Below are 16,470 nucleotides of genomic sequence, written 5' to 3' on the forward strand. Positions count from 1 at the left end.
GTGCGTTTCCGACCGCCGGAATGTCCTGAATTCACGTCACCATTTTCGAAGGAACGTTCCTGTTCCGTCCGGTGACGCCGTCCCCCGCCACGGCACCGTGGCAGGGCGGGGTCAGGTGAAGCTAGCCTTCCCGGGGTGATGCGCGGACGCACAGCGTGGTGCGGCCGCTTCGATCCGCAATCGCCTGCGAAGGTAGAACGTGTGAAGGCTATCCGTCGATTCACCGTGCGCCCCGTCCTCCCGGAACCATTGCTTCCGCTTGCCGATCTCGCGCGTAATCTGCGCTGGTCCTGGCATGCCGAGACCCGTGAACTCTTCCAATCCGTCGACCCCGAGGGCTGGCAGGCCGCCGGCGGCGATCCCGTCCGGCTGCTCGGCGCGGTCTCCGCACCCCGGCTCGCAGAACTGGCCGGCGACCGGCGCTTCCTGCGGCGGCTCGCCGTCGTCGCCGCCGACCTCGACGACTACGTCCACGGCGGGAGGTGGTACCAGAGCCACGAGGACCATGCCGAGCTGCCCGCCGGGATCGCCTATTTCTCCCCCGAGTTCGGGATCACCGCCGCCCTGCCGCAGTACTCCGGCGGGCTCGGGATCCTCGCCGGGGACCACCTGAAGGCCGCCAGCGACCTCGGCGTCCCCCTCATCGGAGTGGGACTGCTGTACCGGCACGGCTACTTCCGCCAGTCCCTCTCCCGCGACGGCTGGCAGCAGGAGCACTACCCCGTCCTCGACCCCAACGAGCTCCCCGTCTCCCTGCTGCGCGACGACGAGGGGGCACCGGCCCGGGTGACCCTGAGCCTGCCCGGCGGCCGGGCCCTGCACGCGCACATCTGGCAGGCCCGCGTCGGCCGCGTACCGCTGCTGCTCCTCGACTCCGACGTGGAGGACAACGACTCCGGCGCCCGCGAGGTGACCGACCGGCTCTACGGCGGCGGCAGCGACCACCGCCTCCTCCAGGAGATGCTGCTCGGCATCGGAGGCGTGCGCGCGGTGCGCACGTACTGCCGGATCACCGGGCATCCCGACCCCGAGGTGTTCCACACGAACGAGGGACATGCCGGCTTCCTCGGACTCGAACGCATAAGGGAACTGGAAGGGGAGCAGGGGCTCGGCTTCGAGGCCGCCGTCGAGGCGGTGCGCGCCGGGACCGTGTTCACCACGCACACGCCGGTGCCCGCCGGCATCGACCGCTTCGAGCGGGCCCTGGTCGCCCGGCACTTCGGGCCCGGCGCGGAGCTGGCGGCCCTGCCGGTCGACCGGATCCTGGAGCTGGGCGCCGAGTCCTATCCCGGCGGCGACCCCGGGGTGTTCAACATGGCGGTGATGGGGCTGCGCCTGGCCCAGCGCGCCAACGGGGTCTCCACCCTGCACGGGGCGGTCAGCCGCGGCATGTTCGCCGGACTGTGGCCGGGCTTCGACCCGGCCGACGTGCCGATCACCTCCGTGACCAACGGGGTGCACGCCCCGACCTGGGTGGCCCCCGAGGTGGTCCGCCTGGGCGTGCGCCAGATCGGCGCCGGGCGGACCGAGGACGCGCTGTCGGTGGGCGGCTCCCAGCGCTGGGACGCGGTCGCCGACATCGCCGACCAGGACATCTGGGACCTGCGGCGCGTACTGCGCGAGCAGCTGGTGCAGGAGGTGCGCGACCGGCTGCGGGCCTCGTGGCTCCAGCGCGGGGCCGCGGAGGCCGAACTCGGCTGGGTGGACTCCGTACTCGACCCGGACGTGCTCACCATCGGGTTCGCCCGGCGCGTGCCCTCGTACAAGCGGCTCACGTTGATGCTGCGCGACCCCGAACGGCTGCGCGCGCTGCTGCTCGACCCGGACCGGCCCGTGCAGATCGTCGTCGCGGGCAAGGCGCACCCGGCCGACGACGGGGGCAAGCGGCTCGTGCAGGAGCTGGTGCGGTTCTCCGACGATCCGCGGGTGCGGCACCGGATCGTCTTCCTGCCCGACTACGGCATGGCCATGGCGCAGAAGCTCTACCCGGGCTGCGACGTCTGGCTGAACAACCCGCTGCGGCCGCTGGAGGCCTGCGGGACCAGCGGGATGAAGGCGGCGCTCAACGGCTGCCTCAACCTGTCCGTGCTGGACGGCTGGTGGGACGAATGGTTCGAGCCGGATTTCGGCTGGGCCATCCCGACGGCCGACGGGCTCGGGACGGACGAGGACCGGCGCGACGACCTGGAGGCGGGCGCCCTCTACGAGTTGATCGAGGACCGGGTCGCGCCGCGGTTCTACGACCGGGCCGGCCGCAGCGGACTGCCGGTGCGGTGGATCGAGATGGTCCGGCGCACCCTCGTCTCGCTGGGGCCCAAGGTGCTCGCGGGCCGCATGGTGCGGGAGTACGTGGAGCGGCTGTACGCGCCGGCCGCGCGCGCCCACCGGGGCCTGAACGCGGACGCGGCACGGGACCTGGCCTGGTGGAAGGGCCGGGTCCGGGCGGCCTGGCCGCGGGTCGTCGTCGAGCACGTGGAGGCGCTGGCCGCAGCGCCGGTGAACGGCACCGCCGAGCTCGGGGCCACCCTCACGCTGCGCGTGCGGGTGGCGCTGGACGCCCTCACGCCCGAGGACGTCGAGGTGCAGGCCGTCGCCGGGCGGGTGGATCCGCAGGACGTGATCCGCGACGGGCGGTCCTTCCCGCTCAAGCCGACCGCCGGGCCCGACCTGGAGGGGCGCTGGATGTACGAGGGCCCGCTGGCCCTCGACCGTACGGGGCCCTACGGGTACACCGTACGGATCCTGCCCGCGCACCCGATGCTGGCGACACCGGCCGAACTGGGGCTGGTCGCGGCCCCGGTGGACACCGAATCGGCCGGTGACGCGGGCGCGGGGGGCGGCGTACTCCTGCGCTAGCGGCCGGGAGCCGACAGGGCTCCTGGGTCAGGGGGCGGGCGGCGGATCGACCAGCCGCCCGCCCTCCACCAGCATCCCGGCCCGCTTGATGTTGCGCAGGGTCGGGATCACCTCCAGGTGCTGGATGCCGGGCACCGCGCCGATCCGCTCGGTCATGTACGTGTACAGGGCGTCGGTGTCCCGGCACACCACCACGGCCATCAGGTTGGCCGTGCCGGTCACCGCGGCCGCGAAGGGCACCTCCGGGTGCGCGGCGAGCGCGGCGCCCGCCTCCGCCAGCCGGGCCGGGGCCGCGGTCAGCAGCAGCGTGGCCTCCGCCTCGAAGCCCAGGGCCGACGGGACGAACTCCACGTCGAAGTAGAGCGCCCGCAGCTCCCGCAGCCGGTCCAGCCGACGCCGGGCGGTGGACTCCGACAGGCCCGAGGCGCGGGCCAGCTCCGGATAGCCGGCCCGGCCGTCCTGGGCGAGCACCGCCAGCAGCGCGAGCTCGGCCTCGTCCAGGGCGTACCGCTCCTGCTCCGGCCCGTGCACCACGGGGGTCCGCGCCGGGGGCCGGTCCAGCGCCGCGATCTGCTCCGGCCGCAGGACGTCCAGGCCGCACCACTGCGCCGGGCCGCCGATGAACACCCGCAGGATGGTGTGGGCGCTGACCCCGGTCACCCGGCGGGTGCGCGGGAGCTTGTCCAGCAGCAGGCCGTCGCGGTCCTGCCGGGTCCGGGCCTTGGTCAGACAGTTGATCTCGGTGCCGCCGGAGCCGAGCTTCACCCAGGAGATGTCCGGCCGCCGGGCCAGAGCCTCGGCCACCGCGAGCGCGGCGTCCGGCGCGCACTGCACCCGCAGCCAGGATTCGAAGAGCCCGACCCGGTTGCCCAGCGGCAGCCCGACCACCCGGAGCAGGCCCGAGGTCCGCAGCCGGCGGTAGCGGCGCACCACCGTCTGGTCGGAGACCTCCAGCACCTCGGCGATCCTGCTGAAGGCGGCCCGGCCGTCGATCATCAGGGCCTGCATCAGAGCGCGGTCGAGGTCGTCCAGCTGTAGGGGCGGGATCATGGTTTCCATCATGACAGGGTCCGCGATGGGTGAAATCCGGCAGCGAGGGGGGTCTGGGTGGGGGATCCGCCGCCCGGATGGGAGTTTGGGGCCACCGCCAATCCCAACCCCCACCCCACCCCTGCCGGGCCTCCGGCCGGGTCCCGAGGAGTTCTCCCATGCGTAAATGGCTCCCGCTCACCGCGGTGTGCCTCGGGGCGTTCATGCTCCTGGTCGACGTCACGATCGTGATGGTCGCCCTGCCGGACATGGCCGCCGACATGGCTTCCGAATCTTCCCTGGGCGGTTTCGCCGGACTCCAATGGGTCATGGACGTCTACGCCCTGGCCCTCGCCGCCCTGCTGCTCGGCGCCGGCTCCCTCGCCGACCGGATCGGCCGCCGCCGCGTCTACCTCGGCGGGCTCGGGATCTTCGCCGCCGCCTCGCTCGCCTGCGGGCTGGCCGGCGGCCCCGCCGCGCTGATCGCCTTCCGCGCCGTCCAGGGCATCGGCGGCGCCGCGATGTTCGCCACCACCATGGCCCTGCTCAGCAGCGCGTACCAGGGCCGCGACCGCGGGGTCGCCTTCGGCGTCTGGGGCGCGGTCAACGGTGCCGCCGCCGCGGCCGGCCCGATCATCGGCGGGCTGCTCACCGAGCACTTCGGCTGGCGCTGGATCTTCTTCATCAATCTCCCCGTCTGCGCCCTGGCCGTGTACGTGACCCTCCGGTCGGTCACCGAGTCCCGCGACCCGCGGGCCAAGGGCCTCGACCTGCCCGGCATGGCCGCGTTCACCACGGGCGCGGCGGCGGTCACGTACGCGCTGATCCGCGTCGGCGAGAACGGCTGGACCGGCGCCGCCACCCTCGGCCCGCTCGGCCTCGGCGTGGCCGCTTTCGCCGCCTTCGTCCTGGTCGAACTGCGCAGCTCCCACCCGATGCTGGACCTCTCGCTGTTCCGCAGCCGCTCCTTCGCCGGCGTCATGGCCGGGGCGCTGCTGCTGTCCGGCGCGGCGTTCTCGTACCTGATGTACGTCTCCTTGTGGCTGCAGTCCGCGGAGGGGATGAGCCCGGTCTCCGCCGGGCTGGTGCTGGTGCCGCTGAGCATCTCCTCGTTCGCCGTCTCCGCGGTGGCCGGGCGGCTGCTGCACGGGGCTCCGGCGCGGCTGACCATCGGCGGCGGGCTGCTGCTGATCGGCGCGGGCGCGCTGCTCCAGGCCTGGATGACGGACGCGGGCGACGGCTGGTCGGTCCTGGTCCCGGGCCTGGTGGTGACCGGGCTCGGCGTGGGCATGGCTACCCCGGCACTGGCGGCCGCCGCGATGGGGGCCGTGGCCCCGGCCCGGGCGGGCATGGCCGGAGGTGCCCTGAACACCGCGCGGCAGCTGGGCATGGCGCTCGGTATCGCGGTGCTGGGCGCGGTCTTCCAAGCCGGGCTGCGGGACGGGCTCAGCGGCTCCGGCCAAGGGCACGGCACGGCCGAGGCGTTGGCCTCCGGGCGGGCCGGGCAGCTGCTGGCGGCGGGCCCGGCGGCCAGGGTCTGGGTGGAGGAGGCCTTCGCGAGCGGGCTGCGGGGGACCTTCCTGACCTCGGGGCTGATGGGGTTGGCGGGGGCGCTGGTTGTGCTGGTGCTGGTCCGTACGGAGGCCCCGGGTCAGGGGCCGGGTCAGGCAGCGGCGCCGCTCCCGGGGCCGGCCGCCGCGGGTGCTCCGGCGCCCGAACGCGCGTCCGTGTAGCGGGTGCGGGCGGGACCGTACGGGCGCAGGCCACCGATCCGGGAGGGTGAACCTTCGAACGCGCTGCGCATGCCGAAACGTTCCGGCAAGGGGCGCCGCTCCTACGCTGCCCGCTGGATGCCACCGGACCGGCATCCAATGCCCACAGAACGGACTGCTTCCCCATGCGTCTTCGCCCGACCGCCGCAGTGCTCCTCGGCGCTCTCACACTCGTCCTGCCGACCGCCGGTCCGTCGTTCGCCGGCGGCAACGACGACCTCGGCCGGCTGCAGTACATCATCGACAACGACGAGCGCGCGCAGATCCGCCCGTCGGACAACGACACCTGCTACGAGCTGACGGACACCTCGCGCAACCGCCCCGCGACGGCGGTGCACAACGGCACCGAGTCGCGTGCCCTGCTCTACCCGAACCACGGGTGCGGCGGCCGGGTGGAGCGCGAGCTGCAGCCGGGCGACACGGTGTACAACGTCGAGGTCCTCTCGGTGAGTTTCGTGCCGACCCGCGTCCGCCGCGACGACTGGGGCGACAACCGCCGTGACGACTGGCGCGACGACGAAGACGACTTCCGCTCGCACCGGACCCCGATCGCCGATCCCGAGCCCGGCCGGCAGCAGGAGCACGGCCAGGATCAGGAGCCCGGCCGGCAGCATGAGCACGGCCAGGGCCAGGAGCCCGGTCAGGAGCAGGAGCCCGGTCAGCAGCAGGAGCCCGGCCAGGAGCCCGCCGAGCAGCAGGAGCCCGGTCAGCAGCAGGAGCCCGGCCAGGAGCCCGCCGAGCAGCAGGAGCCTGGTCAGGAGCAGGAGCCCGGTCAGCAGCAGGAGCCCGGCCAGGAGCCCGCCGAGCAGCAGGAGCCTGGTCAGGAGCAGGAACACGGCCAGCAGCAGGAGCACGGTCAGGAGCCCGGCCAGCTGCAGGAGCCCGGCCAGGAGCTCGGCCAGCAGCAGGAGCCCGGCCAGGAGCAGGAGCACGGTCAACTGCCCGGCCAGGAGGAGCAGCCCGGCCAGCAGCTGGAGCCCGGTCAGGAGCAGGACCACGGCCGGCAGCAGGACCACGGCCAGCAGCCCGGCCAGGAGCAGGCGCAGGACCACGGCCAGCAGCCCGGCCGGCAGCAGGAGCCCGGCCAGGAGCAGGAGCACGGTCTGGAGCCCGGCCAGGAGCAGGAGCACGGTCAGGACGAGGGTCGGCACGAGGAGTACTACGAGGGTGCGCCCGACTTCCTCCGCCTCCTCTTCCCCGGCATGCGCTGACCTGAGGACCCGATGAGCGCGAGGGCCCGGCACCCACGGGGTGCCGGGCCCTCGCGGGTCCCTCCCGGGGAGCAGGTCCCGTAGCGCCGGCGCACATGGAACAGGGCCGTCCGGGAGGGTTTCTCCCGGACGGCCCCGCGTTTTTCATGGGGTCAGCCGTGTGGCTTCACCTGCCCCGGTGGGGGTCAGAAGGTGAGCTTCCAGCTGTTGATGTAGCCGGTGTCCAGGCTGGCGAGGTCCGCGACGCGGAGCTTCCAGGTGCCCTGGGCGACCTCGGAGGAGGCGTTCACGGTGAAGCTCTGGACGATGTTGTCCGCGCTGCCGCCGGTCCGGTTGCGCAGGTTGTAGACGGAGCCGTCGGGGGCGACGAGGTCGACCTTCAGGTCACCGACGTAGGTGTGGACGATGTTCACGTCCACCTTGAGGGTGCTCGGGGCGTTGCCCGTGCGGGTCACGGCGATCGGGGACTCGACGGTCGCGTTGTCCGCGATCTGGTAGTCGTTCGTGTTCTCGAACACGTTCTGCTGGGACGTGCCGACGGTCCAGGTGAAGGCCGCCGTGCCCGTCTTGCTCGCCGAGTCGGTCACCGTCACGGTCACGTTGGACGTGCCCGCAGTGGTGGCCGTACCCGAAATCAGACCGGTCGAGGAGTTGATCGACAGGCCGGCCGGCAGGCCGGTCGCCGCGTAGCTCAGCGCACCCGGGTTGGTGCTGGTCGCCTGGACCTGCAGGCTCACAGCGGTGTTGATCTGGGTGGTCTGGTTGGCGATCGGGGTGACCGAGACGCCGGAGACGATGCGGGCGCCGACGTTGATGCCCGCCCAGGCGTTGGCCACGTTGTTGTACGTGGTCGAGCCCTGGCCGTACAGGTCGGCGGCGGCCTGGAGGGTCGCCGTACGGGCGGCCGCGTAGTTGGTGTTCGACTTGAAGTAGCCCACCGTCAGCGCGCGGAACCAGATCTTCGCGGCGGCGTCGCGGCCGATCGCGGTGACCGGGAGGCCGTCGGAGGTCGGCGAGTCGTAGCTCACGCCGTTGATGACCTTGGCGCCGGAGCCCTCGGACATCAGGTAGAAGACGTGGTTGGCCGGGCCCGAGGAGTAGTGGACGTCGATGCCGCCGATGCCCGAGTACCACGCGTCCTTGGAGCCGCCGTCCTTGCTCGGCTTGTCCATGTAGCGCAGCGGGGTGCCGTCGCCGTTGATGTCGATCTTCTCGCCGACCAGGTAGTCGCCGACGTCCTGCGGGTTGTTGGCGTAGAACTCGACGTTCGCCGCCATGATGTCGGAGGTCGCCTCGTTCAGGCCGCCGGGCTCACCGCTGTAGGTCATGTTGCCGGTGACCGAGGTGAGGCCGTGGGTCATCTCGTGGGCGGCCACGTCGATGGACGTCAGCGGGTGCGTGTTGCTCGTACCGTCGCCGTACGTCATGCAGAAGCAGGAGTCGTCCCAGAACGCGTTCACGTACGCGTTGCCGTAGTGGACCCGGCTGTACGGGGCCACGCCGTCGTTGCGCAGGCCGTTGCGGCCGTGCACGTTCTTGTAGTAGTCCCACGTCAGCTGTGCGCCGTAGTGCGCGTCGGCACCGGCGGTCGCGCGGTTGGACGCGGCGCCGTTGCCCCACACGTCGGTCGTGTTGGTGAAGAGGCTGCCGGTGCCGGAGCTGCCGCCGTTGAGGTCGTACGTCTTGTGGTTGCCGCGCCCGGCGTCGGTCAGCGTGTAGTTGCTGCCCGACTGCGAGGTGCCCATCGTGACCTGGCCGCTGTACATGGTGTTGCCGGTGCCGGTCTCGATGGCCTGCCACTGGGTGATCTTCGCGCCGGTCTTGGCGTCGGTGACCACGTGCAGCTCGCTCGGGGTGCCGTCGTCCTGGAGGCCGCCGACGACGGTCTCGTAGGCGAGGACGGGGGCGCCCTCGGCGGCCCAGATCACCTTGCGGGCGTTCTTGGACGCCTTGGCGTCCTTGGAGCCCGCGGCGTTCGCCGCGGAGACGGCCTGGCCCTCGGCGCCGGCCGGGGTCACGGTCGCGGTGGTGTCCGCGACCTTGATCTCGTGGTTGGTCGCCTTGGTGATGCTCTTGGTGACGCCGCCCTTGGCATGGACCGTCAGGTCGCCGCCGAGCACGGGGAGTCCGCCGTAGGTGCGCTCGTACGTGGTGTGCGTGGTGCCGTCCGCGTCCTTGACGACGTCGCGTACGACCAGCTTCTCCTGCTCGCCGAGGCCGAGGGCCTTGGCCGCCTGGACGGTGGTCGAGTTGGCGTCGGCTATGAGCGTCGCACGCTCGGACGGGCTGAGATTGACGGCGGAGGCGCCCGGGTTGGGCTGAGCGGCGTTGCGTGCCTGCGACGCGGTGGCGTCGGCGCTGGCGGTGCCGGCCTGGATGCCGACGGCAAGCAGTGCGGCGGCGGCGACGAGAGCGCCGGCCGCGGTGGCACGCCTGTGGGGGGTGTGACTCAACGCAGACTCCTTCTGCAAGGGGGGTTCCGGACGGCTGGGTGGGCCTCCGGGCAGAGCAGGCTGGTGCGAAGAACGGATCGAAGAGTGCCAGCTGCCGGCGTCGATGTCAGGGCCGCGTCAAAAGGTTGGCTGGAAACGGTTCGTTGACCGATAAGACGTATCCGGTATCCGAACCATTCACCTTCGCGTGCGAAAGGGGGATCCGGTATCTGGAACGGTTGGTACCGGTTGCTAACACTTGCGCAACAAGAGGTCTCGTTCGAGCAATCGGCATTTGTCGTACGGGCGTTTGTCGTACTGTTTCCCGGTGCGCCAGTTGTCCGTCGCCAGGGGAAGCCATGGGCACGCGCCACTGTCATAGACCACGTGCCAGGGGGGCCCATGAGGCATGTCCATTTTCCTGCGCAAAGACTGGCCGGAGCGGCAGCTGCGTCCGCGGGGCTCGCGGCCGCCCCGGTGAGGCGGATCGGCGACAAGGCCCGCTGGTACCTGCCCGCTGCTCTCACGGCCGACTTCCTCGGCGCCGCGGTACCCGTAGCGCTGGTCTTCCAGGCGGCGCAGCAGGTCCGGCCGGTGTACTGCGCCCTCGGCGCGGCGCTCGCCTGGACCGGGGTGCAGGCGGTGCGCCGCCGCTACGCCTCCCGCGCGCTGGGAGAATCCCGCGGAGTGCTGCCCGTCCTCCATGACTGGCTGATTCTGATCGGCGTCCTGGCCGTGGCCCGTGTGGTGACCGGCGAGAGCACCCCGCGGCTGTCCGCGCTCGGCGCCCTGCTGCCCGCCCTCCTGGTCACCGTCGCCTGCCACAAACTGACCTACCGCCACCTCTCGGCGGCCCGCCGCGAGGCGCACGCCGTCAGCCGGGTCCTGGTGGTCGGCGAACCCGGCGCGGCCGGGGCCGTCATCGAACACCTGGCCGCGCGCACCGACCACCCCTACGTGGTCGTCGGCGTGGTGCCGGTCGGCGCCGGCCCGCTCGAAGGCGGGGTGCCCGTCGCGGCCCGGCTCGAAGAGAGCGTGCCCGAGGCCCCGAACGCGGACTCCGCCGCCGTGCTCGGCGCCGTCCGCAGCCACCACGCCGACCTCGTCCTGGTCGCCCCGGGCGCCCGGATCGCGGGGGAGCGGCTGCGCAAGGTCGCCTGGGCGCTGCACGACGCGGGGCTGGAACTCGCCGTCTTCCCGGGGCTCGTGGAGGTCTCCGTCAAGCGGCTGGAAACCCTGTCCGCGGGCGGCCTCGCCGTCCTGCGGGTGGCGCCGCCGGTGGGCCGGGGCGTGCAGACCCTGCTCAAGTCGGTCCTCGACCGCACCGGTGCGGCCGTCGGGCTGCTGCTGCTCTCGCCGGTCTTCCTCGGCATCGTCCTGGCGATACGGCTCGGCTCGCGCGGCCCGGCGTTCTACCGCCAGCGGCGCATCGGGCGCGACGGGGTCCCGTTCGTCATGTGGAAGTTCCGCACCATGGTGGTGGACGCGGACCGGCTGAAGAACGATCTGTCCGGGGCCAACGAGAACGACGGCCTGATGTTCAAGATCCGCCGCGACCCCCGGGTGACCCGGGTGGGCCGGCTGCTGCGCCGCACCTCCATGGACGAACTGCCCCAGCTGTTCAATGTGTTGAGCGGGCACATGTCATTGGTCGGCCCGCGCCCGCCGCTGCCGGAGGAGGTGGCCCAGTACGACGAGGTCGAACTGCGCCGGCTCACCGTCCGGCCGGGCATGACCGGGCTGTGGCAGATCAGCGGACGCTCGGACCTCTCCTGGGACGAAACGATCCAGCTCGACCTCCAGTACGTCGACAACTGGTCCTTCACCAGCGACGTCGACGTCATGGGCCGTACCCTCCGCGCCGTCGTCGACGGCCGCGGAGCGTACTAGTACCAGAGGAGCCGCGGCACGTGCGCTCAGCCCTGCTCGCGCCACCACCGGTAGGTGGCGGCGATGCCGTCCCGCAGCCCGATCTCCGGCTTCCAGCCCAGCGAGGTCAGGCGGGTGACGTCCAGGAGCTTGCGCGGCGTGCCGTCCGGCTTGGACGTGTCCCAGGCGAGCCGGCCGCGGAAGCCGGTCACGTCGGCGACGGTCTCGGCGAGGGCCTTGATGGTGAGGTCCTCGCCGCAGCCGATGTTGACCGGCTCGTCCCCGTCGTAGCTGCCCAGCAGCACCGCGCAGGCGGCCGCCAGGTCGTCCACGTGCAGGAACTCGCGGCGCGGCGTGCCGCTGCCCCACAGCGTGACCTCCTCGCGGCCCTCGGCGGCGGCCTCGTGGAAGCGCCGGATCAGGGCGGGCAGCACGTGCGAGGTCTCCAGGTCGAAGTTGTCGCCCGGGCCGTACAGGTTCGTCGGCATCGCCGAGATGTACGAGGCCCCGTACTGCTTGCGGTACGACTGGACCTGGACGATCCCGGCGATCTTCGCCAGGGCGTACGCCTCGTTGGTCGGCTCCAGCGGGCCCGTCAGCAGGGCGTCCTCGCTGATGGGTTGCGGGGCCAGCTTCGGGTAGATGCAGGAGGAGCCCAGGAACAGCAGACGGCCGACCCCGGCGGCGTGCGCGCCGCCGATGACGCTGAGCTGGATCTTGAGGTTGTCCTCCAGGAACTGCACCGGGTAGGTGCTGTTGGCCATGATCCCGCCGACCTTGGCCGCCGCCAGCACGACGGCGTCGGGGCGGACGTCCTTCAGGTACGCCTCCGTGGCGGCGGCGTCGCGCAGGTCGAGATCGGCGCGGCCCCGGGTGAGCACCTCGTGGCCGTCGGCGGTGAGCCGGCGGGCGACCGCGGAGCCCACGAGGCCGCGGTGGCCCGCGACGAAGACGCGGGCGTTCGGGGGCAGGAGCGGCAGCGAACTTGTCATACCGCCGATGATGCCAGTCCGCCGCCGCGGGGCGCGGACGAGGTCCGGCCGCCGGACGGGGCCGCCCGGTCGCCGCGAGCGGAATCCGGGCGAAGGGGGCGGGTGCGGGCCGTGTACGGTACGCATCCAGCCTCGTACGGGTGGGGCGGCTGGGGCGGGGCCCCGCTCACCAGAACAGACCGACACGATCCCCAGGGGGACCCCAGATGGGCAAGACCGCACTCATAACCGGCGTCACCGGGCAGGACGGCTCGTACCTCTCCGAGCTGCTGCTCTCCAAGGGGTACACGGTGCACGGCCTGGTGCGGCGGTCCTCCAGCTTCAACACCGAGCGGATCGACCACATCTACCAGGACCCGCAGGCCCCCAACCGGTCCTTCGTCCTGCACCACGCCGACCTCTCCGACGGCGTGGCGCTCGTGAACCTGCTCCGCGAGATCCGGCCCGACGAGGTCTACAACCTCGGCGCCCAGTCGCATGTGCGGGTGTCCTTCGACGCCCCCCTCTACACCGGGGACGTGACCGGCCTCGGCGCCCTGCGGCTCCTGGAGGCGATCCGGGCCAGCGGTGTGAACACCCGGATCTACCAGGCCTCGTCCTCGGAGATGTTCGGGGCCACCCCGCCCCCGCAGAACGAGAGGACCCCGTTCCACCCGCGCAGCCCGTACGGCGCCGCGAAGGTGTTCGCGTACTGGACCACGGTGAACTACCGGGAGGCGTACGACATGTTCGCCGTCAACGGGATCCTCTTCAACCACGAGTCCCCGCGCCGCGGCGAGACCTTCGTGACCCGCAAGATCACCCGCGCGGTGGCCCGGATCAAGGCCGGCCTCCAGGAGCACCTCTACCTGGGCAACCTCGACGCGGTCCGCGACTGGGGCTACGCCCCCGAGTACGTGGACGCCATGTGGCGGATGCTCCAGCAGGACGAGCCGACCGACTACGTCGTCGCCACGGGAGTGGCCGCCACGGTCCGCGAGTTCGTCGAGTCCTCCTTCACCCACGCGGGCCTCGACTGGGCCGAGCACGTGCGCTACGACCCGAAGTACGAGCGCCCGAGCGAGGTCGACGCCCTCATCGGCGACGCCTCCAAGGCCAATGAACTGCTTGGCTGGAAGCCGACGGTCCTCGTGGCCGAGCTGGCGCGGATCATGGTCGACGCCGACATCCGGCAGGTCGAGGACCAGCTGGCGGGCGCGACGGTCCGCATCGACCGCTGAAGGCCTTATATTTCGCCTACGATTTGCCGTGTCCCGGCCATCTCCACTGGTATCGGTGGGTGTGGCCGGGGCAAACCCGTCGTATGTCCGCTGTGCGCCCTCCAACCTGAACCGTTCATTCCAAGTTGGTATGCAATGGGTCAAGGGAGGTGACCGGGTCCTCGCAGGAGCCCTAGTCTGCGCCAGTACATATGGCTGTTCGGATAGTTCAAGCCATCAAACCGGGCAACTGCCCTGGGGGGCTCATGCGTAGATCCAGAGGGCTGACTGCTGCCCTCGTCCTGTCACTGGCCGGCGCCGGCACCGGCATAGGTCTGGTGCTGATGCCCGAGGCGTCCGCCATCACGCCTCCCGTGGCATTCACCGCCGACGAGCTGCCCACCTGGCAGCCCAACGGCGTCGTCTTTGCGATGGCCGAGGCGAACGGCACCGTCTTCGCCGGCGGCACCTTCTCCGCCGTCCGCCCGCCCGACGGCACCAGCGGCGCGGAGCAGGAAGCGGTCAACTTCGTGGCGCTCGACGCCGCGACGGGCAACCCGACCTCGTGCAAGCTCGCCTTCACCATCGGCGACGGCAGCGCGACCGTGCGCGCCCTCGAAGTCTCCAAGGACAAGAAGACCCTGTACGCGGGCGGCTACTTCGGCGCCGTCAACGGCACCCCGGTCTCCAGCGTGGCCGCGATCGACATCGCGACCTGCACCCCCAAGGCCGCCTTCCACCCGGGCTTCCCCGCCACCGTGCGCGGACTGGCCGTCTCGGACGACACCGTGTACGCGGCCGGCGACTTCGCAGCCGTCGAGGGCCAGACCCGCGAGCGGTTCGCCGCCGTGGACGCCGGCTCCGGCTCTCTCAAGCCCTTCACCGCCAACGCCGACGAACCCGGCCGCGCGGTCGAGGTCACCCCGGACGGCAAGAACGTCCTCCTGGGCGGTGACTTCTTCGACATCAACGGCAAGAGCACGCACGCCCTGGCCGTCGTGAACGCCACCACCGGCGCCGTCACCAAGACGTACAGCAACATCCCGTCGAACTCCGTGGTCAAGGACATCGCCACCGACTCGACCGGCTTCTACACCGGCAACGAGGGCTCCGGCGGCGGTGTCTTCGACGGCCGCATCGGCCTGAACCTCAGCGACTTCAGCGAGAAGTGGCGCGACCGCTGCCTGGGTGCGACCCAGGCCGTCCTGCCGTACGACGGAGTGCTCTACAGCTCCTCGCACGCGCACGACTGCTCGCTGGAGGGTCAGTTCCCCGACGGCAAGCGGAACTTCTTCAACGCGCAGCTGACCAACTACGAAGGCGCCGCCCCCGCGCCCGTGGACGGCTTCGTGCGCAGCCCGCGCAAGCTCGGCTGGCACCCCACCGCCAACGACGGCATCGGCGAGGGCATCGGCCCGCGTGCCATGACCATCGCCGAGAAGAACGACGTCAAGTACATGTGGGCCGGCGGTGAGTTCACCGCCATCAACGGCAAGCCGCAGCAGGCGCTCACCCGCTTCGCCTCCACCGGCGACGTCGGCGCCCCGACCACCCCGGTCGCGAGCGCCGGCAGCGTCAAGCCCGGTGAGGTCCAGGTCCGCTGGCGCACCAGCTACGACGCCGACGACAGCAAGCTGACGTACCGGATCTACCGCAACGGCTCGTCCAGCCCCATCGCCACCGTCGCCGCCGAGTCCCTGGAGTGGCAGCGTCCGCAGGCCTCCTGGACCGACACCACGGTCAAGGACGGCCAGTCGTACACCTACCGCGTGACGGCCACCGACGCGGCGGGCAACACCAGCGCCCTGTCGGCCAACGCCTCGGTCACGGTCCCGAGCTCGGTCCAGTCGTACCCGAACCAGGTCCGCGCCGACGGCGCCAGCCTGTACTGGCGCTACGACGACACCGTCAGCCCGTACGTCGCCGACTCCTCGGTCGCCGGCAACACCAGCGGCGTGCAGCTCAACGCCCCGGCCCTGCGCCAGACGCCCGGAGCGATCAGCGGCGCCAGCACGGCGATGGGCTTCAACGGCACCAGCCAGCAGGTGTACAGCGACCACCGCCAGACGGTGGGCAGCGCGTTCTCGGTCGAGACCTGGTTCAAGACCAACACCACGCGCGGCGGCAAGCTGATCGGCTTCGGCAACAACACCGACCGCACCAGCGGCACGTACGACAAGCAGATCTACATGACCAACACCGGTCGTCTGGTCTTCGGTGTCAGCAACGGCTCGGCCCGCACCATCACCACCGGCCTGTTCGACACGTACAACGACAACAAGTGGCACCACGTCGTCGGCAGCATGGGCGCCGGCGGCATGGAGCTGATCGTCGACGGCCAGAGCAAGGGCACGCTGAACAACGTCACCAGCTCGGTCTCGTACGAGGGCTTCTGGCACGTCGGCGGCGACAACCTCGGCGGCTGGCCGACCAAGCCGACGAGCAACTTCTTCGCCGGCCAGATCGACGAGACGGCCGTCTACCCGAAGGCGCTCACCGCGGCCCAGGCCAAGAGCCACTACGACCTGGCCAAGGCGCCGTCCGACTCGGTCTCCAAGGTCTCCGCGACCGAGGACACCTACGTCAACCAGGGCGCCCCGAGCGCCGCCAACGGCGCGAGCAGCTCGCTGGCCGTGCGCGGCACGTCGGCGTACCAGACGTACCTGCGCTTCAACCTGCCGGCCGCGCCGGCCGGGCAGGTGCTGAAGTCCGCCTCGCTCCAGATCAAGACGTCGACCCAGGCGAACGCCGGCACGGCCGACAAGATCTCCGTGGTCCCGGTCACCGGCACCTGGAGCGGCGCGAGCACGACGTTCAACACCAAGCCCGCCCTCGCCGCCACCGAGCTCGGCGCGTTCGCGAGCGTGCCGGACGGCTCGGCGATCCAGAGCACCCCGCTGGACACCGCCGCGCTCACCCCGGTGCTGGGCAGCAGCTACAGCCTGGCTCTGACCAGCACGGGCACCGACCCGCTGTGGATCTGGTCCATGGAGTCGACGGCGGCGGACGCCGCTCCGCAGCTCGTCCTCACCTTCGGCCCGAAGTAACCGCCAAGGCTGATGCGGGGCCCGGTACGCAAGACGTCCGGGCCCCGCGCTCCACCCCCGAGT

At 71.6% G+C, this 16,470-nt stretch carries 9 protein-coding genes; 6 read left to right on the forward strand and 3 right to left on the reverse strand.

Annotation, left to right across the window (positions count from 1 at the left end):
- Nucleotides 1–201: 201 nt before the first annotated feature.
- The gene (gene glgP, locus OG509_RS26140; RefSeq protein WP_406184950.1) at nt 202–2,856 is read left to right on the forward strand and encodes an alpha-glucan family phosphorylase; all 2,655 of its coding nucleotides are present in this window, start codon (nt 202–204) and stop codon (nt 2,854–2,856) included.
- Between the two features lie 27 nt (nt 2,857–2,883).
- On the opposite strand, the gene OG509_RS26145 is transcribed toward glgP, so the two are convergent.
- Nucleotides 2,884–3,906, reverse strand: coding sequence for an Lrp/AsnC family transcriptional regulator (locus OG509_RS26145; protein ID WP_406184951.1), 1,023 nt, complete (start codon nt 3,904–3,906; stop codon nt 2,884–2,886).
- A gap of 158 nt (nt 3,907–4,064) precedes the next feature.
- Between OG509_RS26145 and OG509_RS26150 the strand changes: the two genes are divergently transcribed.
- Together OG509_RS26150 and OG509_RS26155 are read left to right on the forward strand one after the other, a co-directional pair.
- Complete coding sequence (locus tag OG509_RS26150) at nt 4,065–5,618, forward strand: MFS transporter (protein ID WP_406184952.1); 1,554 nt, start codon at nt 4,065–4,067, stop codon at nt 5,616–5,618.
- 164 nt (nt 5,619–5,782) lie between these two features.
- Nucleotides 5,783–6,868, forward strand: a complete 1,086-nt coding sequence (locus OG509_RS26155) for a hypothetical protein (protein WP_406184953.1) — start codon at nt 5,783–5,785, stop codon at nt 6,866–6,868.
- Nucleotides 6,869–7,053: 185 nt separating this feature from the next.
- Here the strand turns inward: OG509_RS26155 and OG509_RS26160 are convergent, their stop codons facing one another.
- A complete protein-coding gene (locus tag OG509_RS26160; RefSeq protein WP_406184955.1) occupies nt 7,054–9,321 on the reverse strand; it encodes a M4 family metallopeptidase in 2,268 nt (755 codons plus the stop codon).
- 381 nt (nt 9,322–9,702) lie between these two features.
- On the opposite strand from OG509_RS26160, the gene OG509_RS26165 reads away from it, so the two are divergent.
- Complete coding sequence (locus OG509_RS26165) at nt 9,703–11,190, forward strand: sugar transferase (protein WP_406184956.1); 1,488 nt, start codon at nt 9,703–9,705, stop codon at nt 11,188–11,190.
- Nucleotides 11,191–11,216: 26 nt separating this feature from the next.
- On the opposite strand, the gene OG509_RS26170 is transcribed toward OG509_RS26165, so the two are convergent.
- Nucleotides 11,217–12,161 carry a GDP-L-fucose synthase gene (locus tag OG509_RS26170; RefSeq protein ID WP_053689472.1) on the reverse strand — a complete coding sequence of 315 codons (945 nt, stop codon included), beginning with the start codon at nt 12,159–12,161 and terminating at the stop codon, nt 11,217–11,219.
- A 206-nt stretch (nt 12,162–12,367) separates the two neighbouring features.
- Here OG509_RS26170 and gmd point away from each other — a divergent pair, with 206 nt between their 5' ends.
- Together gmd and OG509_RS26180 are read left to right on the forward strand one after the other, a co-directional pair.
- Nucleotides 12,368–13,381, forward strand: coding sequence for a GDP-mannose 4,6-dehydratase (gene gmd / locus OG509_RS26175; RefSeq protein WP_406184957.1), 1,014 nt, complete (start codon nt 12,368–12,370; stop codon nt 13,379–13,381).
- A 245-nt stretch (nt 13,382–13,626) separates the two neighbouring features.
- Nucleotides 13,627–16,407, forward strand: coding sequence for a LamG-like jellyroll fold domain-containing protein (locus OG509_RS26180; RefSeq protein WP_406184958.1), 2,781 nt, complete (start codon nt 13,627–13,629; stop codon nt 16,405–16,407).
- Nucleotides 16,408–16,470: the final 63 nt, after the last annotated feature.

It is taken from the genome of Streptomyces sp. NBC_01006 (assembly GCF_045162725.1).
In the GTDB taxonomy this organism is placed as follows: Bacteria; Actinomycetota; Actinomycetes; order Streptomycetales; family Streptomycetaceae; genus Streptomyces.